Origin of the sequence: Achromobacter pestifer, from assembly GCF_902859625.1 — a bacterium.
GTDB classification, from domain to species: Bacteria; Pseudomonadota; Gammaproteobacteria; order Burkholderiales; family Burkholderiaceae_B; genus Achromobacter; species Achromobacter pestifer.
In genome coordinates, this window is record NZ_CADIJX010000004.1 from 540,149 (window position 1) to 565,580 (window position 25,432).

Below are 25,432 nucleotides of genomic sequence, written 5' to 3' on the forward strand. Positions count from 1 at the left end.
TATTCACTCGCTTTTGTTCAACGGAGATTTTGCCATGACCTGCTGCGCCCGGCGATTGTTCGCCAGCGACTTCGCATACACGGATTCCGGGCGAATACGGTGCGCGATCACGTAACCGGTAATGCAGGCCAGCATCAGTGGCAACATGACCTCATAGCTCAACGTCATCTCGAAAATCATCAGAATCGACATCAAGGGTGCATGGGTCGTCGCCGCCAACAGCGCCCCCATGCCCACGACCGCATAGCTGGAAACCGCCGATAGATCGCCCGCAGGAAACACCGCCTGCAAACCGCTACCGTACAAGGCGCCAAGCGCCGCCCCCACGAATAATGTCGGGGTGAACACGCCGCCCACCGCGCCCGATCCGGCGCTGGCGGCCGTGGCCAATATCTTCATCAGCAATATCGCAGCGACCGCCTGCCACGCCCATTGGGTGTGCAGCATGCTATTGACCACGCTGTAGCCGTTGCCCCACACCTCGGGGTTGATCACCGACAGCCCGCCGACAATCAGTCCACCCAGCGCCATCCTGATCCACAACGGAAAGGGCAAGCGCGAGAACGCGGCGCGGGACATGTCCAGAAACCGCAGAAACTGCGGTGCCGCGACGCCGGCGATCAGTCCCAATCCCAGGTAATTGATGACTTCCCAGCCGGACACGAACTCAAAGCGCGGCATGTGGAACACCGCGTCGTAATGCAGGATTTGGCGCGTCACGATATTGGCCACGACCGAAGACACCACCAACGGCACCAAAGTGGCCGAGGACATCACGCCGTAGACAATTTCCGAAATGAACAGCGCCCCCGCTATCGGCGCGTTGTAGGCGGACGTGATCCCCGCCGTGGCGCCGCACGCCACCAGTAGCCGCAGATGACGGGGGGGCAACAGCAGGAATCGCCCCGTCAGTGATGAGAACATGGCGGCCAGTTGCACCATTGGCCCTTCCCGGCCGATGGACGCCCCCGAGCCTATGGAAAAAATGGACGACAGGCTGCGCGCGATGGTCTGGCGAAAGCCAATGACGCCCCGCCCAATGGAAATCGCCTCCATATAGTCCGCGGCACCCCGTCTGGGCAGCCACCGGGCGGCCATTTGAAGGATGACGCCAGCGATTGCGCCCCCCACGGCAGGCATCAAAAAGCGTTGCCAAGGATCCAGGCCCCGAGCCAGCGACACCATGCCGTGCGGCGAATCTTCTCCGCCCAGCACCATTTGCATCCATCCAAGCAGCTCCCGGAACACCACCGTCGCCAGTGCGCCGAACAAGCCCATCAATGCCGCTGCGATCAAGGTTGCGGGCAGATTGTCGGCCAACAACCGAGCTCTGACGCCGTTCAGCCAACCCAATTTCTTGCTTTTGATTTCTGTAGCCATGGCTGGATTCTACGGCGGAAGTTGCTCACTTTTTGTTCAGTCCCCTGTCAAGAAACAAGGCTAAGTACCCCCTCGAATCCCGACTTTCAGCGACGCCTCTGAGGCCGTTTTCGGCCCCCTGCAAGGGCGAAAAACCAGGTAGGCAAGAGGCTGTTTTTCGAGGTAAAAGTGCGGCTTTCCCGCCCCGTTTCCAGAAATCAGCCTGTGGATAACTCCTAAGTAGCCAGGTTGTGCACATTGTGTGGAGGCAAGTTGAACAAGCCGGGGTTTTTGGGGGTGGCCGAAATGTTGTCCAACTTCAACTTTTTTCCCACACAGAGTTCTTGCACAGGCAAAAACGGCTGCAAGCTGATGAAAAAAAAGAGGTTTTCAAGGTTAAGGTAGTTATCCACAGGCCTTATTAATCATTAGTCTTTATATAAAGAGAAATAAAGGAAAAGCCAAACATGCTTTCCCATTCCGCCCAGCCACTCCCCCCCGGACTCCGTCCATGCGCATCCTCCTGATAGAAGACGAAGCCGAACTTGCTCGCTGGCTTTCCAGAAGCCTGGCCAGACATGCGGGCTTTGTCGTTGAATGGGCTGACGACGGATTGGTCGCCGAAAGAAGGTTGGCAATCGAAGAATTCGACGCGGTCATCCTGGATCTCGGACTTCCGGGCATGGATGGCCATGCTTTGCTGGCGAAGATTCGCGCGCGAGACGACCGTACGCCGGTGTTGGTCTTGACCGCGCGCGATTCACTAGCCGAGAAAATCGGAACACTCCACCAAGGCGCGGACGATTTCCTGCCGAAACCCTTTGTTGTGGAAGAGTTGGAAGCGCGTTTGATGGCACTGATTCGGCGTAGCCGCGGACGCGAACATCCCCGACTTGCCCTGGGAAACCTGGTTTTCGAGACTTCCTCGCAAAAATTCACGGTCTCGGGGCAAGCCTTGCAGTTATCCCCACGTGAACACGCGGTGCTGCGCGTACTCATCCAAAAAAGTGGAGAGCCGATCAACAAGCAGCAAATCCTGGATCGGATCCTGACCGACGATGCAGACATCAACCTGGAGGCCATCGAGGTTCTGGTCCACCGATTGCGCAAAAAATTGGCAGATACCGGTGTGCAGATCGTGACCATGCGAGGCATGGGCTACTGCCTGGAGAACCTTGTTGACAACTAGAAGTCCAAAAAAAATCGCTTTTTTTGCTGCAAAAAAACGTAATCGGACGCTGAAGACGCAGTTGCTCTGGTGGTTGATTCCGACGCTGGTCTTCGTGATGATGGGCGCGCTTTGGTTGTCGAACCATCAATTGCGCAACCAGGTCGACATTGCCTACGACCGTTCGCTTTCCGGAGCGCTTCGCGCGATCGACCACAACATATCCACAGCCAGCGGTGGATTGGCCATGGAGCAGCCATACCTGATGCTGGAATTTTTCGAGCTGACGGCCAATGGCAGTGTGTTCTACCGGGTAGCCACTGAGGACGGGCTGGCGGAAATCGGGCATCCAGCCCTTCCCCTGCCTGACCAACCCCTGGTGTCTGGCGAACCGCGTTTTTTTTACGCGACCTATCAGGGCACGCCCGTCAGGGTTGCGGCGCTGGCACGCCCCATGGACCCGCCGCTGTACGCGAATAAAGGGGGACGGGTTATAGTCCAGGTCGCCGAGGGCCTGGAAAGCCGCCAGGCCTTCCTGCACAAGGTGCTGGTGCGTTCGGTCGAACGGGACTTGGCCGTGATCCTGATCAGCGTTCTGGTGATCATTCTTGGGGTTTTCATGGCCCTGCGACCCTTGGTCAGGCTTCGGCAAGAAGTGGAAGGGCGTTCTGGAGACGATTTAAGCCCCGTCAGCGCGTCGGAGATGCCAGGTGAGGTCCTGCCCCTGGTTGCCGCTGTAAACCTCCACATGGCCCGTTTTGCGGCTCAGGCGAGGGTCCAGAGTCAGTTCCTGGACGACGCCTCGCACCAATTGCGCACGCCGCTGTCGGTATTGCGGACCCAGACGGCCTATGCCCTGCGTGAAACAGACCCCCAGGAGGTCCGTACAGCCCTCCTGGCGATGCAAGAGGGGTTGGACAGGGCTGTACGCACCACCAACCAAATGCTGGCTCTGGCGCGTGCTAAGGACGCTTCCCTGACAGAAGGGGGGTTCACTGCCGAAACCGTTGACTTGGTTGAACTGGCAGACGGGGTGATACGCGGCTTGCTTCCCGCTGCCCGCAGCCGGCAGTTGGATATCGGCCTGGAGGCCAGCGTCCGCCCGGTTTCGGTCCTCGGCACCGAGTGGTTGCTGCGGGAAGCGGCCAATAATCTGGTGGACAACGCAATCCGCTACGCTTCGCCCGCCGGTGAGGTGACCGTGACGGTACAAACGGGAGAGGGGCTGGCACGCTTGATCGTCGAAGACGACGGCCCTGGCATGTCGGCCGAGGACATCGCTCGGGCCTGTGTGCGCTTTCGCCGGGGAGCGGCAGGCAAGAACAAGTCTGGGGCCGGGCTGGGATTGGCCATCGTGGGCACTATCGCCGATATCCTGGGGGCCAGGCTGGTCCTGGAGAACCGGGCGCCGATGCCTGGACTGCGGGCCATCTTGGTGTTTTCCCTCGAACTACCGCCGGATGTTGCGGTGCACCACGAAAACGGCTGAATTTGAAAGGATATGGAAAGCTTCGGTTTTGTACGGTAGCGTCCGCTGGGTTCGATCAGGCGTCATACGCCACCCAGCCATACCAAGACCTATAAAACTCGGAGACGCAAGAATGCAGATCAGCCTGAAGCTGCGCCTGGCCGCCTTGGCGGCGCTTGGCGCGATTACCCTTCCCCTGGGCACCGCCCATGCCGCCGACGAGCCACGCCGCCCAGAATGCATCGCGCCGGCCCAGCCTGGCGGCGGTTTCGACTTGACCTGCCGCCTGGCCACCGAAGGGTTGAAGCAAAGCGGGGCGCTCAAGAGCACCATGCGCATCGTCTACATGCCCGGCGGCATCGGCGCCGTGGCCTACAACAACATCGTGGCCCAGCACCCGAATGAACCCGGCACCATCGTCGCGTTTTCGGGCGGGTCGCTGCTGAACCTGGCCCAGGGCAAGTTCGGCAAGTACAACGTCGATGACGTGCGCTGGCTGGCCGCCATCGGCACGGACTACGGCGTGGCCGTGGTGCGCAACGATTCCCCGTACACCGACCTGAAGAGCCTGATGGACGCCTTCAAGCAGGATCCCACCAAGATCGTGCTGGGTGCCGGAGGCACGGTCGGCAGCCAGGACTGGATGAAGGCCGCACTGACCGCCAAGGCGGCAGGCGTGGACTTCAAGAAGATGCGCTTCGTGGCGTTTGAAGGCGGTGGTGAAGCCGTCACCGCATTGCGTGGCGGCCATATCCAGGCCTACATGGGCGATGCGGCCGAAGCGTTCACCATGCTGGAAGGCGGAGCGCCCATTCGCGTGCTGGCCGTGTTCAACGACCAACGCTTGCCGGGCAAGCTGAATACCGTGCCGACCGCCAAGGAACAGGGCTACGACATCGTCTGGCCGATCATCCGCGGCTTCTACGTGGGTCCGAAGGTGTCGGACAACGACTACCAGTTCTGGGTCAAGGCCTTCAACCAGGCAACGGCATCGCCGGAATTCGACAAGCTGCGCCAGCAGCAGGGGCTGTTTCCGTTCAACAAGACCGGACCCGAGTTGGACGCCTACGTGAAGAACCAGGTCAAGGTCTACGGCGAACTGGCCGATTCTTTTGGCCTGTTGAAGAAGTAAACCCACCGCAAGGTTTTCCCTCCTGATCGCGCCCGTTCGGGCACCCCCGCCGCCGGCCTGTGCCGGTGGTGAGGGACCGGCTGCGCCGCGCGACCCCACAACAACGGAAAAGTGGATCATGAACGATCGAATCCTGGGTGTCGGCGCGCTAGCGCTGGCCGCCTTCATGACAGGGGCTGGGTGGGGCATTGAAGCCCCGTTCGCCTACGAACCCGTGGGCCCGCGCGCCTTTCCCCTACTGCTGGCCGGGATCATCGGCCTGTGCGGGCTGTGGCTGGTCTACAAGGGCGGAAACACGGTCGAAGCCAACGCGCCTGGGGCCAACGGACGCATCGCGCTGATGATGGCGTTCACCGTGGCCTACGCCTTTCTGTTCCAGTGGCTGGGCTTTATCGTCGCGACCTCGCTGATGACTGTGTTTGTCGGCCGCTTGTTCGGCGGCGGCTGGGTCAAGTGCGCCGTCGGCGGCGTCATCATGAGTCTTTTCTTTTTCGTGTTGTTCGACAAGGTGCTGGACGTCGTCCTGCCCGGCGGACTGCTGGAGACCCTGCTATGAGCGGCATTCTTGATCATCTATCGATCGGCTTTGGCGTTGCCTTTTCGCTGACGAACATCCTGGTGGCCATGATTGGCTCGTTCATCGGCACCATGGTGGGCGTGTTGCCTGGCCTGGGTCCCGTGAATGGCGTGGCAATGCTGATACCGATCGCCTTTGCCATGAACCTGCCGCCCGAGACCGCGCTGATCCTGCTGGCGGCCGTCTATGTCGGCGCGGAGTATGGTGGCCGCATCACCGCGATTCTGCTGAACGTGCCTGGCGAGGCCAGCGCCATCATGACGACGCTGGATGGCTATCCGCTAGCGCGTCAGGGCATGGCGAACGTGGCCTTGTCGCTGTCGGCATGGTCGGCGTTCTTCGGCGCCATCGTGTCGGTGGTGGGCATCATCCTGCTTGCGCCCATGCTGGCGAAATGGGCACTGGCCTTCGGCCCCGCCGAGTACTTCGTGTTGATGATCTTCGCGTTCTGCTGCCTGACCAGTCTGTTGGGCAAGCAGCCCGTGAAAGGGGTGTTGGCGGCGATGATCGGACTGTCCATCTCGGTGATTGGCGTGGACGCGAATTCCGGGGTCTATCGCTACACCTTCGAGTCCGTGCACTTGGCCGATGGCGTGGATTTCGTGGTGGTCGTGATTGCGTTGTTCGCGGTCAGCGAAATGCTTGAAATGCTGGAGAAGGTGGTGGCAGGGCACAGTGTTGAGGTCAAGCCCAGTGGTCGCAAGCTCTTCAACCTGAAAGAGCTGGCGTTCACGTGGTGGAGCGTGGTGCGCAGCGCGCTGGTGGGGTTTGGCGTGGGCGTGTTGCCAGGCGCCGGCGCCAGCGTGGCCGCTGCCGTCGCGTATTCGCAGGAAAAGCGCATCATTGAAGCCAAGGATCCTGACGCCAAGTTTGGCAAAGGCGATATGCGCGGCCTGGTGGCGCCGGAAGCGGCGGCCACGGCATCGGCGATTGGTTCGTTCGTGCCGATGTTGACGTTGGGTGTGCCGGGTTCAGGCACGACCGCCGTGATGATGGGGGCGTTGACGCTCTACAACATCACGCCGGGGCCTGTGTTGTTTGAGACCAAGCCCGAGCTGGTGTGGGGGTTGATCGCCTCGCTGTTCGTCGCCAACGTGTTGCTGTTCGTCATGAACGTGCCGCTGGTCCGCCTGTTCTCGAAGGTGTTGTCGGTACCGGGCTGGTTGATGGTGCCGGGCATTCTTTGCATCAGCTATATCGGTGTCTACGCCATCAACGCAGGAACGTTCGATCTTCTGCTGGTGGCTGGAATCGGCGCGCTGGGATATTTCCTGCGCAAGTTTGGTGTGCCGATGGCGCCGCTGGTGTTGGGCGTGGTGTTGGGGAACATGATGGAACAAAATCTGCGCCGCGCCTTGTCCATCACGGACGGCGACGTCGTCGTGTTGTTCTCAAGCCCGGTGTCGATTGGGTTGTGGGTGGGCGCTGCTGCCGTCGTGGTGGTGCCGCAGTTGATGCGGCGGATGCGCAAGGCTCGGAAGGTTGCCGCTGGAACGGCGTGACAGGATGCGCGGGTCGCGGGCCGGCAGGTTCGCGATCTGCGCGTGTCATCGCCGGAATTGCAAGGGGCGCCGTGTGGCGCCCCTTTTTTAACTATGAATATGAGTGATTGCTCATATTTTATTCTTGGTGTTTAAACCTGCGCCAGGCGTTCCAATGCGGCGTCCAGCGTATCGTCCTTCTTCGCGAAGCAGAAACGCACGATGCGGTGGTTGGACTCCGCGGCGTCTGGTTGGCGATAAAAGGCGGACACGGGAATGACCGTGACGCCATGCTTGACCGTCAAATCACGGGCGAAGTCGGCTTCGTTCTGTTTGGAGATCTGGCTGTAGTCGGCCAGCAGGAAGAACGTGCCAGGGCTGGGCAGCGGACGGAAGCGCGTCTTGGCCAGGCCTTGCGACAGACGGTCGCGCTTGGCCTGATAGAACGCCGGAAGATCCAGGTAGGGCTTGGGATCGCGCATGAATTCGGCCAACGCGAATTGCATGGGCGAGGGCACGGTGAACACCATGAACTGGTGCACCTTGCGCAGCTCGGCGCTAAGTTGCCGGGGGGCGCAGCAGTAACCGATCTTCCAACCGGTGGTGTGGTAGGTCTTGCCGAAAGATGAGATGACGAAAGCGTGCTCGGCCAGCAACGGACGGCGTGCAACGCTGGCGTGTGGCTTGCCATCGAAAACGATGTGTTCATAGACTTCGTCGGACACCAGCAGCACGCCGGTATCGCGCACGATGGCTTCCAGAGCGTCCAGGTCGCTTTCTTCAAGGACCGCGCCGGTGGGATTGTGCGGGAAGTTGAGCATCAGCAGGCGCGTCTTGGACGTGATGGCGTCGCGCACACGCTGCCAATCGATGCGGTAGTAGGGATCGGCCTCGGTGGGCGCACGCAACGGCACCGGCACGGCCGTGCCACCGGCCAGACGGATCGCCGGCAGGTAGGAGTCGTAGCAGGGTTCGATGACGACCACTTCGTCGCCGCTATTGACCGCGGCCAGCACGGTCGCCATCAGGGCCTCGGTGGCCCCGCTGGTGACGGTGATCTCGGTTTCTGGATCGTAGGCATGGCCATAGAGTTCGCGCGTCTTGGCGGCGATGGCGTCGCGCAAGGGGGCAACCCCGGGCATGTAGGGATACTGGTTGTGGCCGTCGGCCATCGCGCGGGTCACGAGCTCGCACAGCGCGGGGTCCGGATCGAAGTCCGGAAAGCCCTGGCCCAGGTTGATGGCCTTGTGTTCGATGGCCAGGCGGCTCATCACGGTGAAGATGGTGGTGCCGACGTCGGGAAGTTTGGATCGGATCATGGTGGACGCGAAGATGAACGCTGGTAGGCAAAGAGAGTTTTCGTAAGTATCCCACTAACTCATAATTCGTTTTTCGCATTAGCTAAGCAGTGGATGGAATCGTGGGTCAAAACATGTTGTTGAGGATAGCGGGCGGGTTGTTGATCGCGCTGGCTGGCGCGCTGCTGGCGGTATGGGCGCATATTCCGTTGCCCTGGATGCTGGGCGCGCTGTTGGTCACGGCTGCCACGCGCATCGCAGGGCTGCGCACGGTTTGCCCGCGTCCGGCCCGCAACGGTGGGCAATGGGTGATCGGGACATCGCTGGGGCTGTATTTCACGCCACAGGTGCTTGGGCATATCGGCAGCAATGCCGGGCCCATCATCGTGGGGATGCTGTTCGCGCTGGGGCTGGCGTTCATGGGCACCGCAATGCTGCGGCGGTTCACGGATGCTGACTTCAAGACGGCGTGGTTCTCGTCGGCGATTGGCGGCGCCAGCGAGATGGCCAGCCTGGCCGAACGTCATGGCGCGCGGATCGATCGCGTGGCGACGGCGCACAGCGTGCGCGTGCTGCTCGTGGTGGTGACGGTACCGTTCATTTTTCAGTGGTGGGGCGTGGCGGGGCTGGATCCGACGGTGCCCGGGCCCAAGGTTGTCGATGGCGCGGGCCTTGCCGCGCTGATTGCGCTGACCTGCATCGGCGGCCTGTTTTTCATGAAGCTGCGCCTGCCCAACCCATGGGTGCTGGGCCCCATGCTGGTGGCCATGTTGCTGACGTCCTCGAATGTCGAACTGTCGGCCCTGCCAGACTATGTGCCCAAGGTCGGGCAACTGCTCATTGGGTGGTCTTTGGGTGACCGCTACCGGCCCGATTTTTTCCGCGCGGCGCCACGATTCATCGCGGTCGTGGCGGCGTTCACGGTCAGTGCCCTGGCACTGGCCTTTGGGTTGGGTGCGCTGTTGTCGTACTGGTCAGCAGCGCCCATCCCGACGTTGATTCTGGGGACGACACCGGGTGGCATCGCCGAGATGGCGATCACCGCCAAGGTGTTGCAATTGGGCGTGCCGGTGGTGACGGCGTTCCACGTTACGCGCATGGTGTTCGTCGTGATCGTGACGGGTCCGATATATGCCTTCCTGGCACGCCGGCAGGCAAATTCCGCGTAACGGTACTTAGGCCTGAGTCAGAAAAATGCGACATTGGGGTAAACAACAATATGAGTCAGTAATGCGGGATGAGTATGCTGATTCCGCAGTTGATTCAAGCAGCGCGCGGACTCGTTCTGTTGCTTGGCGACAAGCGGGAACGCAGCAGCAACGCAGGTATTTCTACCGGTCGTTCAGTTCTCACGGCGTCCTTGATTCATTGCATTTCGACTCAATTACAGGACGCTAGAAAAAATGGCTCAGAAGGGCAAAGTTAAGTGGTTCAACGCTGACAAGGGTTACGGTTTCATTACCCCGGACGTCGGTGGCACCGAGGTTTTCGCGCACTTTTCCGCCATTCAGGGCCGCGGCTATCGCAGCCTGAACGAAGGGCAGGAAGTCGAATTCGAAGTTAAGGATGGTCCGAAAGGACCTCAAGCGGCCGAAATTCGCCCGCTCTAAATCGGGAAATCCCAATTTCCCGTCCGCCAGGTCCGACCTGGCTACAACGCCCCAAGACTCTCGAGTCTGGGGCGTTGTTTCATTTGGGGCTGCTAAAAAGCGGCGAGGGCCTGAGCGCTTTATGCCCGTAAGTTAGTAATCACTAACATATCCTCCAGCCTTGGATAAGTCTGTGGATAATTATTTTTGGGCCGACGAATTTTTATGCTCATTTATGAAGCACTGGCATGGCCGATCTCAAGGTTTTGCACAGATTCTTGATCATGCCAATACCGCGCTGACAGGCCTGCGATTGAGCAAAGTCCTCCTCGTCAGACGGCGTCCGCTCAACGTGAAACAAGCCCTTTTCCCTATGAATACGGGCGTTTGGCGACGCTTTTAGGCTGAGCCGTCAGCAAAGTGGTGCGACCAGCCGATTATCCAATACGAGCCCATTTGACCAATATTTGGCTTCGCGCGGTCGGTTGTTCACAAAGATATCCCCATCCCGGTTATGCACAGAATGACGCTCCAATTTGCCCAAAATGAGGGCGGTCTGCCTGTGGATAGAAATGGGGATAGTGATTATTTGGCTGGCGTGTTTGGGTGATTTTCCGACGAGATTCGGATCTCGGGAAGCCATGGATTTCTACACGGACATGATGTTGTCCGATGGATGCCTTGCAGAAATTCAATGCCAGAAACAGACATCGACTTGTCCACAGGGATTCACATGAAATTGTTTGTCTCACCCAAATGGATGATGGCGCGTTGACGAAGGCACGAGCAAGATAGTTGTGCTGTCAAATATCCAATGGTCCCTTCGCCAAGGCTGCGGCAAATACGCGAGACGAATATAGGGCGGCTCGCGTGTTGCGGGATAAGTATGTGGATAAATCGTTAGACGGTAATAAGCTCGCAATTTGACTGAGAAGTACCGGCGGAGTTCCCGGTCATTTTTCAAGCATGCCTCCTGTGGTTTGAAGGCTTTATCGCATCGATAGTTGAATCTTATCCACAAAGTTTTCCACGGTTTTTTTGACGTTGTGGCATTGATGAGAAGGTGCCTGGAACGACGACGCTCCGGCTATTGGCCATATGCGGTTTACGGCAGTTTTCCCTATGAAGCGCGCTGGTGCAGGGAGCGTGTTTGTGTATATGGGAAATTGTCCTGAAGCTCTTTCAGTCGACGCTCTTGATTAGTTTTGACGTCACGGCTTCCTGAGTTATCCCCAAAGTTGTTCCACGTGAAAGACAGCATTTGAACGCACTGGATTTCCGACCGGTTTGTGCATAAGTCGGTTGCCGGCCGCTTGGAGAATTTCGGATTTTCCTTTGCCTTGAAGATATCCACTGCTGGCTGTGCATAAACACGATCGTGAACCACCATCGGTTTCCTTCTGTTGATCGGTTTCCTGAAATCGGATGCTTAAGTGCCGTGTCCGGATGGAGCCAAAGGTCTGCTGGATTCTGTTCTGGTGGGGCGTTATGTTTCACGTGAAACGTAAAAAATATGCGGGTTTTTGGCCTAGGGGTAGGGTAGGGCCAAGATAATCGCTTTTTTCTCTCGCATTCCAGTTTCGACTTTCGGTGCGGCAGTCGCTCCCAAATTTGGATCTGGAGCCACAGTCTTGGGAATCAGCAGAAATCCGAGGCTCGCCTCCGGTGTGATGGAACGGCATATGCGTCATCCCCGTCCCCAAATTTGGCTTGTTTCACGTGGAACAGAGTGGACGGCGGGTGCGGTTTGGCGCTGCGGATGGCACGTAATGTTCCACGTGAAACATTAAGGGTCGGCAGTCATTCAGTCCAAGCCCCTGTGGCGGTTCATTCATTCAGCACTCTTACGTTCCACGTGAAACATCGAGGCATTTGGGGGTGATCGCCACTTCCCATTCGCTCGCAAACATCCAAATTCTCAGCAACCGGCAGGCTTTGACTCCCGTCGGCGCAACCTTGGCATGCCCTATTGGGAGAACCATTCAGCGGTAGGCGTTGTGTGAAAGGACGGGTGGCCATGGGCGAGAGATGTTCCACGCGAAACACTCAGGCCGGGCAGCCTTTCCTGCCAACCCGCCTGTAGCCGATCAGTCATTCAGCATTTTGATGTTTCACGTGAAACATCGAGGCCGCGGAGCGGTAACTCAGCGTGTCTTAGCCTGTACGCACCCGGATATCGAACGACCTATCAGACTCTATTTTCGGCTGTGCAACTTCGACCTGCTCGACGGGGCGAACTACTAACCCGTGGGACACGGTGCGAAAGAGCAGGTGGCCACGGGGCGAGAGATGTTCCACGTGAAACATTCCAGCCAAGCAGCCTTTCTGGCCAGATGCCAGCGACAGATCAGTCCTTCAGCATCTGATGTTCCACGTGAAACGTCGAGACAGCGGAGCAGCAACTCAGCGAGCCTTTGCCCATCGCGCCCAGGTATTGAACGAGCGATCAGGTTCTATTTTTCGTCTGTGCACCTTCGACATGTTCACCTGGGCGAACTACTAGTCCGTGGGACACGGTGCGAAAGGGCAGGTGACTATGAAGCGAGGGATGTTCCACGTGAAACATCAATGGTGAAACACCGGCAGATGCCGACATATTCGTCCGTCAAGCTTCCTGTGGCGTTGCCAAATCCCGACGCGCCAGCGGTTGGGTAGGGGGCATTCCTCCTGTAGGCAATGTTTCACGTGAAACATGCCCCCCCTGCCTCTATAATGAACACCGAACGCTCTCTTATCTCCCCTCCCCATCATGGATTATCCCCGCGAATTCGATGTCATCGTCGTCGGTGGCGGCCACGCCGGTACCGAAGCGGCGCTGGCAGCTGCCCGCGCTGGCGCTCAGACGCTGCTGCTGACACACAACATCGAAACCCTTGGCCAAATGTCTTGCAATCCCTCCATCGGCGGGATCGGCAAGGGGCACCTTGTCAAAGAAGTCGATGCCCTGGGCGGCGCGATGGCGCTGGCAACGGACGAAGCCGGGATTCAGTTCCGCATTCTTAACGGATCCAAGGGTCCGGCCGTGCGCGCCACTCGTGCCCAGGCAGACCGCGTGCTCTACCGGCAGGCCATCCGTGGCCGTCTGGAGAACCAACCCAACTTGTGGTTGTTCCAGCAAGCAGTCGAAGATCTGATGGTGGAAGGTGACCGGGTGGTCGGGGCGGTGACACAGGTTGGCCTGAAGTTCCGTGCCAAGACGGTGGTGCTGACCGCCGGCACGTTCCTCAATGGCCTGATCCACGTCGGCCTACAGAACTATTCCGGTGGCCGTGCGGGAGATCCACCTGCTATCTCTCTGGGCCAGCGCCTGAAGGAACTCAAGCTTCCCCAGGGGCGCCTCAAGACGGGCACTCCCCCCCGGATCGATGGACGCTCGATCAACTACGGCATCCTGGAAGCGCAACCGGGTGATCTGGATCCCGTGCCCGTGTTCTCGTACATGGGCAACGTGGCCATGCATCCCCGCCAGTTGCCGTGCTGGATCACGCACACCAACGCCAGGACGCACGACATCATCCGAGGTGGCCTGGATCGTTCACCGATGTACAGCGGTGTCATTGAAGGCGTGGGCCCGCGTTACTGCCCGTCCATCGAAGACAAGATCCACCGTTTCGCCGACAAGGAATCCCACCAGGTATTTCTCGAGCCGGAAGGTCTGGATACTCATGAGGTGTATCCCAACGGCGTGTCGACTAGCTTGCCGTTCGACGTGCAGCTGGATCTGATCCATTCCTTGCGCGGCCTGGAGAATGCGCACATCATGCGTCCCGGCTACGCCATCGAATACGATTACTTTGATCCACGTGGATTGAAGAGCACCTTGGAAACCAAGGCGATCGGCGGCCTGTTCTTCGCCGGTCAGATCAATGGCACTACGGGTTACGAAGAGGCGGCCGCCCAAGGGTTGCTGGCCGGCATCAATGCCGCGTTGCTGTCACTGGGGCGTGACCAATGGACGCCGCGTCGCGACGAGGCCTATCTGGGAGTGCTGGTGGATGATCTGGTGACGCGCGGCGTGACCGAACCCTATCGCATGTTCACATCGCGTGCCGAATATCGCCTGAGCCTGCGCGAAGACAATGCCGACCTGCGCTTGACCGAAATCGGTCGCCAGCTGGGTATTGTTGATGACGCCCGCTGGGAGGCATTCAACCGTAAGCGTGATGCCGTGGCCGCGGAAGTCGAACGGTTGAAGTCTTCGTGGGTCAACCCGCGGCTCCTGCCAGTTGAAGTCGCTGAACCCCTGTTGGGCAAGGCGATCGAACGTGAGTACTCACTAGCAGACTTGCTGAAACGCCCGAATGTTTCATATGAAGCATTGATGGCTGTTCGCAATACGGATGGCACACTGCTGGCCGGCCCGGGTGTGGCCGCGGATGACATTCTGGCGGAGCAGGTCGAGATCCAGGTGAAGTACGCCGGCTACATTGCTCGTCAGCAAGATGAAGTCCAGAAGCAGATCTCGCACGAGCAGCAGGCTATCCCCGCCGACGTTGATTACGACGCGGTGACCAGCCTGTCGTTTGAGGTGCGCCAGAAGTTGAAGACGCATCGCCCGGAAACCGTCGGCCAGGCCGCACGCATTTCCGGCGTGACCCCCGCTGCAATCTCGTTGCTGCTTATCCACCTGAAGCGCTTGCACTACGGCTCGCGCAAGCAAGCCGCATGACCGCCCACACCGATCAGGCCGGCGTCGACATGGCCGGCCGCCTCTCTCGTGCATGCGATCAGTTGGGGCTACAGGCCGACGTCTCGGCACACGCCAAGTTGCTGAACTATCTGGCCCAGATGCAGCGCTGGAACCGCACATACAACCTGACGGCCATCCGAGATCCCCAGCAGATGCTGATCCAGCATCTGTTCGACAGTTTGGCCGCCATAGGGCCGTTCAGCGAGGCGCTGGGCGACGCTCGCGTGGAGGCCAAGGTCTACGACGTCGGATCGGGTGGCGGCCTGCCTGGCGTCGTTCTCGCCATCATGCGACCGCAGTGGTCCGTGACCTGCATCGACGCCGTTGAAAAGAAAACCGCATTCGTCCGTCAGATGAGCGGCGCGTTGACGTTGCCCAACCTGCAAGCGCGGCATGCCCGCATCGAAACGCTGGACCCGGCGGAGTGTGACATCGTGACGTCGCGAGCCTTTGCTTCGCTGGACGATTTTGCGCAGCTCGCAGGTCGCCACGTGCGCAACGATGGTACCCTCGTCGCCATGAAGGGCAAGGTCCCCGATGAAGAAATTCAGGCGTTGCATGCGCGCGGGGAATGGCAAGTCGACCATATTCAGCCGCTCCAAGTACCAGAGCTGCAAGCAGAACGCTGCCTGATCTGGATGCGCCGCAGCGACGCGCGCGGCGAAGGACGCAGTCAAGGAACCCTATGAAGAACTTACCCCCCAGCACAACCGCCCGCGTCTTCTGCATCGCCAATCAAAAAGGCGGTGTGGGCAAGACGACGACCGCCATCAATTTGGCGGCGGGCCTTGCCACGCATAATCAGCGCGTGCTGCTGGTGGACCTGGACCCTCAAGGCAATGCCACGATGGGTAGCGGCATCGACAAGAACTCGCTTGAGTCGAATCTGTACCAAGTGCTGATTGGCGAGTCCACCATCGAGCAGGCCCGTGTCAAATCGGAATCGGGCGGCTATGACGTGCTGCCTGCCAACCGTGAATTGTCCGGCGCCGAAATTGATCTGGTGCAAATGGACGAACGCGAACGCCAACTCAAGGCCGCGATCGACACCGTCGCCAGCCAATATGATTTCGTGCTGATCGACTGCCCGCCAACGCTGTCGTTGCTGACACTTAACGGATTGGCCGCCGCCCACGGCGTAATCATTCCGATGCAGTGCGAATACTTCGCGCTGGAAGGCCTGTCCGACCTGGTCAACACCATCAAGCGCGTCCACCGCAACATCAATGACGACCTGCGCGTCATTGGCCTGTTGCGAGTGATGTTCGATCCGCGCATGACGTTGCAACAGCAAGTGTCTGCCCAGCTCGAGGCGCACTTTGGCGACAAGGTCTTCAAGACCGTCGTGCCGCGCAATGTGCGCCTGGCCGAAGCACCCAGTTACGGCATGCCGGGTGTCGTGTATGACCGCGCGTCACGCGGCGCGCAGGCCTACATCTCGTTCGGCGCCGAAATGATCGAGCGCGTCAGGAATGAATTGAAGTAAGCCTTGCCCATGTCTGTTGCCGCGCTCTTTTCCTCGACCCCCTCGCTCTCCCACGCGCCGCAAGCCGACGCGCGCGATAGCTTGCGCGTGCGCTTGGAAGAGGCTGCGCTGAACGCCACGGCGGTCGGCGCGCAGGTGCTCTATGATGGTTGGCTGGTGCGCTTTGCGCATTCGGAAGCCAAGCGCGTGCGCAGCGTGAATGTGCTGGGGTTATCCACACGTCCGTTGGACGAGCGGCTGGCGTATTGTTCTTCGTTGTATGCGCGCCATGGCTTGCCCATGGTGTTGCGCATGACCTCCATCGGCCCCGATTTTTCGCTGGATGCCGAACTGGAGTCCCGCGGCTATACCTTCACCGGTGAGACCCGAGTCATGAGCATGTCGCTCGCCCCCAGGCCCAGCGTCCGGGGCGACCTGCTTTTCAGCAGCGTGGACACCGGCCGCTTCGCACAGGCGGTCGGGGCCATGCGCGGCTCGACGCCCGGGCATGCCGGTGAACATCAAGCGCGTCTGCAAGGACTGGCTGTGGATAAGCAGCCGGTGTTGGCATTCAACGCGGCGGGGCAGTGCGTTGCCGCGGGCCTGGCCGTTCGCGATGACGACTTGCTTGGCCTGTTCGACATCGTCACGGACCCAGGGTATCGGCGTAAAGGCTACGCCGACGCCCTGGTGGATTACCTATTGACCGAGGGTGCCGCCGGCGGCGCCACGACCGCGTATTTGCAGGTCGAGCCGGACAATACAGCCGCGCGGGCCTTGTATGGCCGCTACGGTTTCAAAGACTGTTACTCGTATTGGTACCGTCTGCCCGCCGAGCAGACGGACGCCTGAGCCCGGCTCAGGATACAAAAACAGAAGGAAAGAGGATTTAACTATGGCCACCAAGAAACCCAAGGGATTGGGTCGCGGACTGGACGCCTTGCTTGGCGCGGACGCGCCGGCGATCGACAACATTGGCAAGGCCGTCGCGGCCAAGCCAGAGGGTCCGCCATCCACCTTGCCCATCTCGAAGATGCGCGCCGGCAAGTATCAGCCGCGCACGCGCATGGACGAGGGCGCCTTGGGCGAGCTGGCCGAATCGATCCGCACACAAGGCATCATGCAACCCATTCTTGTGCGCGGACTCGGCGAGAGCGCGCCTGGCCATTACGAGATCATCGCGGGTGAACGCCGTTTCCGCGCCGCGCAACTGGCGGGTTTGAAAGAAGTGCCGGTGCTGGTGCGCGAAGTGGCCGACGAGAACGCGGCCGTCATGGCGCTGATCGAGAACATCCAACGTGAAGATCTGAATCCGTTGGAAGAGGCGCATGGCGTGCGTCGCTTGCTGGACGAATTTGGCCTGACCCACGAGCAGGCCGCGCAAGCGATCGGCCGTTCGCGCTCCGCCACCAGCAACCTGCTGCGCCTGCTGAACCTGGCCGCACCCGTTCAAACGATGCTGCTTGCCGGCGACGTCGACATGGGCCATGCCCGTGCGCTGCTGGCGGTTGACGCCGCCACGCAGATCCAACTGGCCAATCAGATCATCGCGCGCCGCTTGTCGGTGCGCGAAGCTGAAAAGCTGGTCACCAAGACCGCCAAGGAAACCGAGTCGGCCGCGTCCCCGCGCAAGAAGACCAACGGCGCCTCGCGCGATTTGACCCGTCTGGAAGAAGCCCTGTCCGATCACCTGGGCACTCGTGTCGCCTTGAAGGTCGGCGCCAAGGAAAAGGGGCAGATCGTCATCGATTTCCACGGCTGGGAACACCTGAATTCACTGCTTGAGCGCCAAGGCCTGTCCGGAGTGGTGGATGCCTGAGCACGCCTTGCCGGTCGTGGCGGTGCTGGCCACTGGCGGCACCATAGCCGGCGCGCAGGCAGACGCGACGTCCGCCGGTTACAAGGCCGGCTCGTTCTCCGTCAACGCCTTGCTGGCCGCTGTGCCGCAATTGACGGGCATTGCCGAGATTCGTGCCGAGCAAGTCGCCAACGTCGGCAGCCAGAACATGACGCACGACGTCTGGCGCGCGTTAGCCGAAAGAGTGGACGCTTTATGCCAGGACCCTTCGGTGGCAGGCATCGTCATTACGCACGGTACCGACACGCTTGAAGAGACTGCGTATTTTCTGAGTCTTGTGATTCAGCACGACAAGCCCGTCGTACTGGTGGGCGCCATGCGTCCGGCGACAGCGCTGGGCGCCGAAGGCCCGGCCAACCTGTACAACGCGGTGGCGCTTGCGCGCCATCCCGACGCGCGCGGTCGCGGGCCGCTTGTCGTCATGAATGATGACGTGCACTACGCACGCGAAATCCAGAAGATCGCCAGCGCGGGCCTGTGTGCCTTCACGTCGCCCAATCGCGGCCGTGCCGGCGTCATGCATGGTGGCATGCCGTGCTTCTATTCGCTCAATACCACCACGCACACCACGCAAAGCGAGTTTTCACTCGCATTGTTGGATAAGGCCGGCTGGCCGCGCGTGGATATCGTTTACGCCTACGCCAACCTGCAAGCCGATCTGATTGATTTTCTGGCCGGTGTCGCGGAAGGCATCGTGCTGGCTGGCGTGGGTGACGGCAACGCGACCGACCTGGCCATCGACGCGCTGAGCCAGGCCGTCGCGGACGGCGTGGCCGTGGTGCGTGCAAGCCGCACGGGCAGCGGGTTTGTCGCACGTGATGTCGAACTGGATGACGCCAGCCTGGGCTTTATCGCCGCGCGGGATCTGAACCCGCAAAAGGCGCGCATCCTGCTGATGCTGGGCCTGTCGCTTACACGCGATCCCGCCAGCTTGCAGGCGATCTTCGACCGCTATTGAACGGGCGGCGTCGCGCCGCCCACATCGGCTTGTTGCGCCAATCCCAGGTTGGCCCGCAACATGTCATAGACCTGCCGCGTCAGCGGATTGATCAGGTCACGCCTTATCCACAGGAAGTAGGTCACGTCCGGCAAGGGCGGTAATCCTTCCTTTTCCCCCAGCACGCGCATCTCTGGCCCCAACAGTTCCACGCTGCGGGCCGTAACGCCCAGCCCGGCACGCAGCGCGGCTTTGATTCCCACCAGATTCGGCGCCACATAGTTGGTATGCCAGCGCACACGCGCCTGTTCCAGTGCATTCAAGGCCAGCCGGCGAAAGATGCTGGGCTCATCCGCCAGCACCAGCGGTACCGGCGCATGCATGTCGTGCACATAGTCGGCCGAGGACAGCCAGACGGTCGGAGACGTACGCAGGGCGACGCCTTCAAAGTCTTGGTCGAAGCGCGTGGATATCGTCAGGTCAATCTCGCCGGCACGCAACGCATCCATCAGGAAGGGACTGCGATCCACGCGGATCTCCAGCTTCACGCGCGGGGCCGACCGTGCGATGTGCGTCAGCAGCGTGGGCAAGATGGTGTCGGCCACGTCCAGCGGTGCGCCCAGACGTAAATCGCCCTCCAGCGGCCCGTCTTGCAGGGCACGCAGCGCCTCGTCGTTGATGGCCAGCATGTGACGCGCATATTCCACCAGCCGCCGCCCATGTGAAGACAGCACCTTGTTGCGCCCCTGTTTTTCAAACAAGGGCAGGCCAATGGTGGATTCCAGACGCTGCATCTGCTGCGTGATGGCCGATTGGGTCTTATGCAGCCGATTGGCGGCTTCCGAAAACGTATCGTGCTGGGCGATGGCCGTCAGCGTGCGAAGCAGGTCCAGATCCAGGTTGCGCATGGCGGGCTCAAAAATATTAGCGTTGCTAATGGAATGTTAAGGCAATTTAAATTGTTGAGGCGGATCCCGAGCGATACATTAGGTGCAATAACTCATGAAACAAGAGGGAAAATCAAAGTGAGCAATGCGCACCCCCACCAAGCCGGCATCGATGCCGCCATCGGAAATATTAAAAAAACTGTAGGAAATAAGGGGCTGAATCGAGACAGCCTGGATGACGTGCTGCAAGAACTGGTGGCGCTCGCGGGTCACACGGACTGGTGGGCGAATGACCGCTACGCCGCGCCCGAGGACGGCGAGCGTCAGGCGCGCTACCTGATCGCCGAGGACGACGACAAGAGCTATGCGCTGTACTTGAACGTGATGCGGCCCGGCAACAAGATCGTGCCCCACAACCACACGACCTGGGCCTGTATCGCGGCCGTCGAGGGCGTGGAATACAACTACGTTTATGACCGCACTGATGATGGGTCCGTGCCCGGCGTCGGCCATCTGGAAAAGACCGGCACCGTGGTGGTGGGCCCGGGCGCCGGCATCGCCTTGATGCCCGACGACATCCATGCCGTCGAGATCCAGGGCGATAGCGTCATCCGCCATCTGCACATGTACGGCCGCGCCCTGGAAACGCTGAACGAACGCCTGGGCTTCGATCTGGTCGCCGGCACCTGCAAGATCATGCCGATCGGCGTGCAAACGCGACGCTGATCATGCACAAGCCCTATCGGTCAGCAACGCGCTTGTTGCGCGCGGGGCGTCCCCATCAAGGATGGGTCAACACCCCCGTCACCCGCGCCAGCACCTATGTCTTCGATAGCGTCGCGGCTTGGCGCGACACACGCGAACGCCGCGAGCAGGAGCGCTTGCCGTCCTATGGTGCGCGTGGCACCGACAGCACGCATGCATTGGAAGACGCGCTGATTGAACTGGAAGAGGGCTATCGCGCCGCGCTGTATCCCACGGGGCAAGCGGCCATCGCGACCGTGTTGCTCGCTTACTTGCGCACGGGGGATCATCTGCTGATCACCGATGCGGTGTACGAGCCCGTGCGTCGCTTCTGCGTCGAGCATTTGACGCGGCTAGGCATCGAATATACGTTCTACCGGCCCGACGGCGCGGGCATCGAGGCGTTGATTCGTCCCAATACGCGCATGATTTACGCGGAGTCGCCGGGTTCGTTGACGTACGAGATTCCGGACCTCTCCGAGTTATCCACAGCGGCAAGAAAATACGATTGTTGGCTGGCTGTGGATAACACGTGGGCGTCGGGGTTGATATACAAACCGCTTACGCTCGGCGCGGATATTTCGATTCTTGCTGCCACTAAATACCTGGGCGGCCACGCCGACGTGATGATGGGCGCCGTGATCACCAACCGCCAAGCCTGGCCCGCCCTGGACCGCGCCCGCATCGACTTCGGCCAGACCGTGGGCGCCGACGATGCCTTCCTGGTGCTGCGTGGCATGCGTTCCCTGCCGCTGCGCATGGCGCAACACGCCAAGAACGCCATGCTGGTCGCGGCGTGGCTACAAGGCCGTTCGGAAATCGCCCGTGTGCGATACCCGGCCTTGCCGGGAGATCCGTCGTATGCGCGCTGGCTGCGCGACTGCACGGGCGCAAACGGCTTGCTGACCATCGAATTGTCGGATGCTTACCGTGACGCGGATGCCGAACGCCTGATCGACAGTCTGCGCTTGTTCGGCATCGGCGCATCGTGGGGGGGCTTTGAAAGCCTCGTGATTCCCGTGCGGCTGAATTCGCGATCGTTGCCTGACCCTACGCCGCGGGGCGCGATGCTGCGCCTGCATATCGGCCTGGAAGATCCGCAGGACCTGATCGGCGACCTTGAACAAGGCTTGTCGGTGATGGCCCAATCCCCTCGTTTCCTTTGACTCTCATGAAGCACTCCAATACCGCCCCTTTCGTCGCCGACGTCGACTCGCATACGCTCAAAGAATGGCTGCATGATGGTCACGAGATAGCTCTGCTGGACGTGCGCGAACACGGCCAGTACGGTGAATCCCACCTGTTCTACGCGGCGCCCGTGCCGTACAGCCGGCTAGAGATCGACATCGTGCGCCTGGCGCCGCGCCGCAACGTGCGGGTGGTGGTCTACGACAACGGGGCTGCCGATAGCACGGCCGTTCGCGCCGCGCAAGCCTTGACGAGGTTGGGCTATACCCAGGTGCATCGCCTGGCCGGCGGCATCGCCCAGTGGCAGCGGGACGGCTATGCCGCCTTCGCGGGTGTGAATGTTCCCAGCAAGACGTTCGGCGAGCTGGCCGAAGAAGTCTTCCACACGCCGCGCATCGGTGCGCGCGAACTGGCCGAGCGCCAGCGGCGCGGCGACGACTTGATCGTGCTGGACGGCAGGCCGTATGCCGAATATCAGAAGATGAGCATTCCCGGCGGAATCTGTTGCCCGAACGGAGAGCTGGCGCTGCGCGCGCATACGCTGGCCACGGATCCGAACACCACGATCGTCATCAACTGCGCGGGCCGCACGCGCAGCATCATCGGTGCGCAGACGTTGATCAACCTTGGCGTGCCCAACCCCGTCTACGCGCTGGAGAACGGCACGCAAGGCTGGTACCTGGAAGACCTGCCGCTGGAGCACGGCGCGCAACGCCGCTATGACCATGGCATCGCGCCCAAGGACCTGCCGGCGCTGGCCGCCCGTTCCGCGAAATTGGCAGATCGCCATGGCGTGCCGTTCGTCAGCGCTGCCACGGTACAGGCCTGGCTGCACGACGCCGAGCGCAGCACCTTTCTGTGCGACGTGCGCGACGCGGAAGAATTTGCGCGGGGCTCCTTGCCCGGCGCGCAGCACACGCCGGGCGGGCAGCTCGTGCAGGCGACCGACCAGTACCTGGCCGTGCGCGGCGCGCGTATTGTCGTCTTCGATGCCGAAGGCGTGCGCGCGCCGGTCGTGGCCAGCTGGTTGCGGCAGATGGGCTGGGACGCCAGCGTGCTGCAAGAGGGCGCCAGCGCCGCCTTGACCCGCGAGACGCCGGCCGTGGAAACGCCGCCCGTTCCAGGCGTGTCCGACGCGGCGCTGGCGGCAGCGCTGGCGCAAGGCGCGCAGGCGGTCGATATTCGTCCGGGCATGCGCTATCGCGCCAGCCACATCGCGGGGGCGCAATGGTCGATCCGTCCGCGCCTGGATCGCCTGGCGCTGGATTGCGAGCGTCCTGTCGTGTTGCTGGCCGAAGATGCGGCCGTGGCCGCCTGGGCGGCTGAGGACCTGCGCGCCTTGGGCATCAAAGACATCAAGGTAAATACCGGCACGCCGGCCAGTTGGGCGGCGCAAGGCCTGCCGTTGGAATCCACGCCTGCCGAGCCGGCCGACGGCGAGTGCATCGACTATCTGTTCTTCGTGCACGACCGCCATGACGGCAACAAGGCCGCGGCCCGCCAGTACCTGTCCTGGGAGACCAACCTGGTCAAGCAAATCGACGAACGCGAGTTGGCGGGCTATCGCTTTCCAGCCGGCTGACGCCGCTTATTGACGCCGCCCGACGAGGGCGCAAGCGCCGTGACGGCCCGCAGAGGCCACGCGCCGCGAAGACAGATGCATCAACCCGATCAATACGCCCCACCGGCCTCCGCCGGCGGGGTGCGGACGGTTCATGGCGAACCGAAATGCAAAGGACGGCCGAGTATCCGGTCGCCGACACAAGGGGAAATCCAGATGAAGCACCATGCATTGCACGTTTGCGGGACGGCCGCCGTGGCCCTGGCCGGGGTGTTGTGGAGCGCCTGCGGCCAGGCGCAAGCCCAGGCGCTTGCGCCGCTGGCGGATTATCCGAAGCAGGCCATCACCGTGGTTTCGCCATTTCCGCCTGGAGGCGGCAACGATGGCGTGGCCCGCTTGATTGCGCAGGAACTGGGCGCCATCATCGGCCAAAGCGTGGTGGTGGAAAACCGTTCGGGCGCGGGCGGCAACGTGGGCACGGCACAGGTGTCGCGCGCCAAGCCCGACGGCTACACCCTGGTGATGTCGCAGACCAGCGTCATGGCCGTCAATCCGCGTCTGTACAAGAACGTGGGCTTTGATCCGGTGAAGGACTTCACGCCGATCTCGCAGATCACGTCCGCGCCGCTGGTGCTGGTGGCGCGCACCGAAAGCCCGTACAAGACCCTGGCCGACTATCTGGACGCCGCGCGCAAGCAGCCGGGCATCATCACGTACGCCACGCCCGGCAATGGCACCATGAGCCATCTGATGGGCGCTCTGGTATCGAAGAAGGCGGGGGTGAGCCTGGTGCATGTGCCTTACCGGGGGGCGGCCCCGGCCATCACCGACCTCATGGGCGGCACGGTGGACATGCTGATCACCTCGCCAGCGTCGGCCGAACCCATGGTGACCGCGGGCAAGCTGCGCATCCTGGCGCTAAGCCACGAAAACAGCATTGGCGTCTTCAAGGGGGCGCCCACGCTGAAGCAAAGCGGCCTGGACGGCATCACCGCCGATGACTGGTACGGCTTGTTCGCACCCGCCGGCACGCCGCCCGCGCGTATCGCATACCTGGCGCAGGCAGTGGCCCAGGCGATGAAATCGCAGAATGTGATCGCCAAGATCAATAGCGGCGGCAGCTGGCCGGTGGGCAGTCAGCCGGACGCTTTCAAGACGCGCTTGCAGGAAGACACGGTGTATTGGGCGGACATGGTCAAGACGGCCGGGGTATCGCTGGACTGATGCCGCCAAGGGCTGGCGCTGGCGCCAGCCCTACACGGCCAGCACGTTGCCCACTGCGGCATTCAATGCCGCGTAGGCCGGCAGTTTCTGCGCACTGGTATTGGTTATCAGGTGGTCGACACGGTCTGCGTCGCAAAATGACACGCGGCTGCACAGGCCGATCTTGCTGAAGTCGGCCAGCAGCACCAGTTGCTTGGCATTGGCCGTCATTGCGCGGGCGACTTCCGCTTCGCGCAAGTCGTAGTTGGTGGCGCCGCATTCTGCGTCCACGCCAACCGGCGACAGCAACGCCATGTCGGCGCGGTAGCGGTGGATCTCGGCGATCGTGATGTCGCCCGCCGTGGCGCAGACCGGGCCGCCGACGGAGCCGCCCAGCATGATCAGCTGGTTGGCGCCATTGCCCGCCGCGCCCACCTTCAGCGCCACATCGAACGAATTCGTGATGAGGGTCAGGCCGGACAGCTTGGCCAGTTCATCGGCCAGCACGCTGGTGGTGCTTCCTGCATCCAGGAACAGGGTCTGGCCGCTGGACAACAGCCCGGCCGCCGCGCGCGCGATGGCGCGCTTGTACTTCACGCGCGTATGCACGCGCTCCGCGATCGGGGGTTCGCTGTGCACGGGCACGGCGCCGCCATGCACGCGGCGCAATTCACCCATGGCTTCCAGCTCAAGCAGGTCCCGCCTGACGGTCTCACGCGACACGCCGAGTTCGCCGACGATGCGATCGGTCGATACCTGCTGCAATGAAGACAGCAGGGCGCGGATTCTCTGATACCGCTCTTCTTGCCACATATCCGATGCTTCCT

General features: G+C 61.2%; 21 protein-coding genes. 17 read left to right on the forward strand and 4 right to left on the reverse strand.

Annotated features, from left to right (window positions below; all coding sequences use genetic code 11):
- Nucleotides 1-3: 3 nt before the first annotated feature.
- On the reverse strand, nt 4-1,380 hold the full coding sequence (locus HV753_RS18285; protein ID WP_175176033.1) for a ClcB-like voltage-gated chloride channel protein: 1,377 nt from the start codon (nt 1,378-1,380) through the stop codon (nt 4-6).
- 490 nt (nt 1,381-1,870) lie between these two features.
- On the opposite strand from HV753_RS18285, the gene HV753_RS18290 reads away from it, so the two are divergent.
- The 5 genes from HV753_RS18290 (at nt 1,871) to HV753_RS18310 (ending at nt 7,206) form a co-directional block, all read left to right on the forward strand.
- Complete coding sequence (locus HV753_RS18290; RefSeq protein ID WP_175176035.1) at nt 1,871-2,548, forward strand: response regulator; 678 nt, start codon at nt 1,871-1,873, stop codon at nt 2,546-2,548.
- 97 nt (nt 2,549-2,645) lie between these two features.
- The gene (locus HV753_RS18295; RefSeq protein ID WP_246288320.1) at nt 2,646-4,016 is read left to right on the forward strand and encodes a sensor histidine kinase; all 1,371 of its coding nucleotides are present in this window, start codon (nt 2,646-2,648) and stop codon (nt 4,014-4,016) included.
- 112 nt (nt 4,017-4,128) lie between these two features.
- Complete coding sequence (locus HV753_RS18300) at nt 4,129-5,127, forward strand: Bug family tripartite tricarboxylate transporter substrate binding protein (protein ID WP_175176036.1); 999 nt, start codon at nt 4,129-4,131, stop codon at nt 5,125-5,127.
- Nucleotides 5,128-5,245: 118 nt separating this feature from the next.
- Entirely contained in the window at nt 5,246-5,683 is a 438-nt protein-coding gene (locus tag HV753_RS18305) for a tripartite tricarboxylate transporter TctB family protein (RefSeq protein WP_175176037.1), read from the forward strand.
- Complete coding sequence (locus tag HV753_RS18310) at nt 5,680-7,206, forward strand: tripartite tricarboxylate transporter permease (protein ID WP_175176038.1); 1,527 nt, start codon at nt 5,680-5,682, stop codon at nt 7,204-7,206. The genes HV753_RS18305 and HV753_RS18310 overlap by 4 nt, the downstream gene beginning before the upstream one ends.
- A gap of 131 nt (nt 7,207-7,337) precedes the next feature.
- On the opposite strand, the gene HV753_RS18315 is transcribed toward HV753_RS18310, so the two are convergent.
- Nucleotides 7,338-8,504, reverse strand: coding sequence for a pyridoxal phosphate-dependent aminotransferase (locus HV753_RS18315; protein ID WP_175176039.1), 1,167 nt, complete (start codon nt 8,502-8,504; stop codon nt 7,338-7,340).
- Between the two features lie 113 nt (nt 8,505-8,617).
- On the opposite strand from HV753_RS18315, the gene HV753_RS18320 reads away from it, so the two are divergent.
- The 8 genes from HV753_RS18320 (at nt 8,618) to HV753_RS18355 (ending at nt 19,043) form a co-directional block, all read left to right on the forward strand.
- Nucleotides 8,618-9,652, forward strand: coding sequence for an AbrB family transcriptional regulator (locus tag HV753_RS18320; protein ID WP_175176040.1), 1,035 nt, complete (start codon nt 8,618-8,620; stop codon nt 9,650-9,652).
- 234 nt (nt 9,653-9,886) lie between these two features.
- On the forward strand, nt 9,887-10,093 hold the full coding sequence (locus HV753_RS18325; RefSeq protein ID WP_046806066.1) for a cold-shock protein: 207 nt from the start codon (nt 9,887-9,889) through the stop codon (nt 10,091-10,093).
- Between the two features lie 2,728 nt (nt 10,094-12,821).
- Nucleotides 12,822-14,741: a tRNA uridine-5-carboxymethylaminomethyl(34) synthesis enzyme MnmG gene (mnmG, locus tag HV753_RS18330; protein WP_175176041.1), complete on the forward strand. Its 1,920-nt coding sequence runs from the start codon at nt 12,822-12,824 to the stop codon at nt 14,739-14,741.
- Nucleotides 14,738-15,451, forward strand: coding sequence for a 16S rRNA (guanine(527)-N(7))-methyltransferase RsmG (gene rsmG, locus HV753_RS18335; RefSeq protein WP_175176042.1), 714 nt, complete (start codon nt 14,738-14,740; stop codon nt 15,449-15,451). Before mnmG ends, rsmG begins: the two co-directional genes overlap by 4 nt.
- Nucleotides 15,448-16,248, forward strand: a complete 801-nt coding sequence (locus HV753_RS18340; protein WP_175176043.1) for a ParA family protein — start codon at nt 15,448-15,450, stop codon at nt 16,246-16,248. The genes rsmG and HV753_RS18340 overlap by 4 nt, the downstream gene beginning before the upstream one ends.
- Before the next feature lie 9 nt (nt 16,249-16,257).
- Nucleotides 16,258-17,079, forward strand: a complete 822-nt coding sequence (locus HV753_RS18345) for a GNAT family N-acetyltransferase (RefSeq protein ID WP_175176204.1) — start codon at nt 16,258-16,260, stop codon at nt 17,077-17,079.
- Nucleotides 17,080-17,122: 43 nt separating this feature from the next.
- On the forward strand, nt 17,123-18,046 hold the full coding sequence (locus HV753_RS18350; protein ID WP_175176044.1) for a ParB/RepB/Spo0J family partition protein: 924 nt from the start codon (nt 17,123-17,125) through the stop codon (nt 18,044-18,046).
- Nucleotides 18,039-19,043, forward strand: coding sequence for an asparaginase (locus HV753_RS18355; RefSeq protein ID WP_175176045.1), 1,005 nt, complete (start codon nt 18,039-18,041; stop codon nt 19,041-19,043). The genes HV753_RS18350 and HV753_RS18355 overlap by 8 nt, the downstream gene beginning before the upstream one ends.
- On the opposite strand, the gene HV753_RS18360 is transcribed toward HV753_RS18355, so the two are convergent.
- Complete coding sequence (locus HV753_RS18360) at nt 19,037-19,930, reverse strand: LysR substrate-binding domain-containing protein (protein WP_175176046.1); 894 nt, start codon at nt 19,928-19,930, stop codon at nt 19,037-19,039. The genes HV753_RS18355 and HV753_RS18360 overlap by 7 nt on opposite strands.
- A 117-nt stretch (nt 19,931-20,047) precedes the next feature.
- Here HV753_RS18360 and HV753_RS18365 point away from each other — a divergent pair, with 117 nt between their 5' ends.
- From HV753_RS18365 to HV753_RS18380, 4 genes are all read left to right on the forward strand, one after another.
- The gene (locus tag HV753_RS18365) at nt 20,048-20,635 is read left to right on the forward strand and encodes a cysteine dioxygenase family protein (protein WP_175176047.1); all 588 of its coding nucleotides are present in this window, start codon (nt 20,048-20,050) and stop codon (nt 20,633-20,635) included.
- A gap of 2 nt (nt 20,636-20,637) precedes the next feature.
- Nucleotides 20,638-21,819: a cystathionine beta-lyase gene (gene metC / locus HV753_RS18370; protein WP_175176048.1), complete on the forward strand. Its 1,182-nt coding sequence runs from the start codon at nt 20,638-20,640 to the stop codon at nt 21,817-21,819.
- A gap of 5 nt (nt 21,820-21,824) precedes the next feature.
- A complete protein-coding gene (locus HV753_RS18375; RefSeq protein ID WP_175176049.1) occupies nt 21,825-23,423 on the forward strand; it encodes a rhodanese-like domain-containing protein in 1,599 nt (532 codons plus the stop codon).
- A gap of 195 nt (nt 23,424-23,618) precedes the next feature.
- Nucleotides 23,619-24,626, forward strand: coding sequence for a Bug family tripartite tricarboxylate transporter substrate binding protein (locus tag HV753_RS18380; protein ID WP_175176050.1), 1,008 nt, complete (start codon nt 23,619-23,621; stop codon nt 24,624-24,626).
- 30 nt (nt 24,627-24,656) lie between these two features.
- Here the strand turns inward: HV753_RS18380 and HV753_RS18385 are convergent, their stop codons facing one another.
- Complete coding sequence (locus HV753_RS18385; protein ID WP_175176051.1) at nt 24,657-25,418, reverse strand: DeoR/GlpR family DNA-binding transcription regulator; 762 nt, start codon at nt 25,416-25,418, stop codon at nt 24,657-24,659.
- Between the last annotated feature and the right edge of the window lie 14 nt (nt 25,419-25,432).

Coding starts and splice junctions, on each gene's coding strand:
- rsmG (WP_175176042.1), top strand. CDS start 14,738: ATGACCGCCCACACCGATCAGGCCGGCGTCGACATGGCCGGCCGCCTC.
- HV753_RS18300 (WP_175176036.1), top strand. CDS start 4,129: ATGCAGATCAGCCTGAAGCTGCGCCTGGCCGCCTTGGCGGCGCTTGGC.
- HV753_RS18385 (WP_175176051.1), bottom strand. CDS start 25,418: ATGTGGCAAGAAGAGCGGTATCAGAGAATCCGCGCCCTGCTGTCTTCA.
- HV753_RS18310 (WP_175176038.1), top strand. CDS start 5,680: ATGAGCGGCATTCTTGATCATCTATCGATCGGCTTTGGCGTTGCCTTT.
- metC (WP_175176048.1), top strand. CDS start 20,638: ATGCACAAGCCCTATCGGTCAGCAACGCGCTTGTTGCGCGCGGGGCGT.
- HV753_RS18375 (WP_175176049.1), top strand. CDS start 21,825: ATGAAGCACTCCAATACCGCCCCTTTCGTCGCCGACGTCGACTCGCAT.
- HV753_RS18345 (WP_175176204.1), top strand. CDS start 16,258: ATGTCTGTTGCCGCGCTCTTTTCCTCGACCCCCTCGCTCTCCCACGCG.
- HV753_RS18305 (WP_175176037.1), top strand. CDS start 5,246: ATGAACGATCGAATCCTGGGTGTCGGCGCGCTAGCGCTGGCCGCCTTC.
- HV753_RS18295 (WP_246288320.1), top strand. CDS start 2,646: ATGATGGGCGCGCTTTGGTTGTCGAACCATCAATTGCGCAACCAGGTC.
- HV753_RS18320 (WP_175176040.1), top strand. CDS start 8,618: ATGTTGTTGAGGATAGCGGGCGGGTTGTTGATCGCGCTGGCTGGCGCG.
- HV753_RS18325 (WP_046806066.1), top strand. CDS start 9,887: ATGGCTCAGAAGGGCAAAGTTAAGTGGTTCAACGCTGACAAGGGTTAC.
- HV753_RS18380 (WP_175176050.1), top strand. CDS start 23,619: ATGAAGCACCATGCATTGCACGTTTGCGGGACGGCCGCCGTGGCCCTG.
- mnmG (WP_175176041.1), top strand. CDS start 12,822: ATGGATTATCCCCGCGAATTCGATGTCATCGTCGTCGGTGGCGGCCAC.
- HV753_RS18290 (WP_175176035.1), top strand. CDS start 1,871: ATGCGCATCCTCCTGATAGAAGACGAAGCCGAACTTGCTCGCTGGCTT.
- HV753_RS18350 (WP_175176044.1), top strand. CDS start 17,123: ATGGCCACCAAGAAACCCAAGGGATTGGGTCGCGGACTGGACGCCTTG.
- HV753_RS18315 (WP_175176039.1), bottom strand. CDS start 8,504: ATGATCCGATCCAAACTTCCCGACGTCGGCACCACCATCTTCACCGTG.
- HV753_RS18285 (WP_175176033.1), bottom strand. CDS start 1,380: ATGGCTACAGAAATCAAAAGCAAGAAATTGGGTTGGCTGAACGGCGTC.
- HV753_RS18355 (WP_175176045.1), top strand. CDS start 18,039: ATGCCTGAGCACGCCTTGCCGGTCGTGGCGGTGCTGGCCACTGGCGGC.
- HV753_RS18340 (WP_175176043.1), top strand. CDS start 15,448: ATGAAGAACTTACCCCCCAGCACAACCGCCCGCGTCTTCTGCATCGCC.
- HV753_RS18360 (WP_175176046.1), bottom strand. CDS start 19,930: ATGCGCAACCTGGATCTGGACCTGCTTCGCACGCTGACGGCCATCGCC.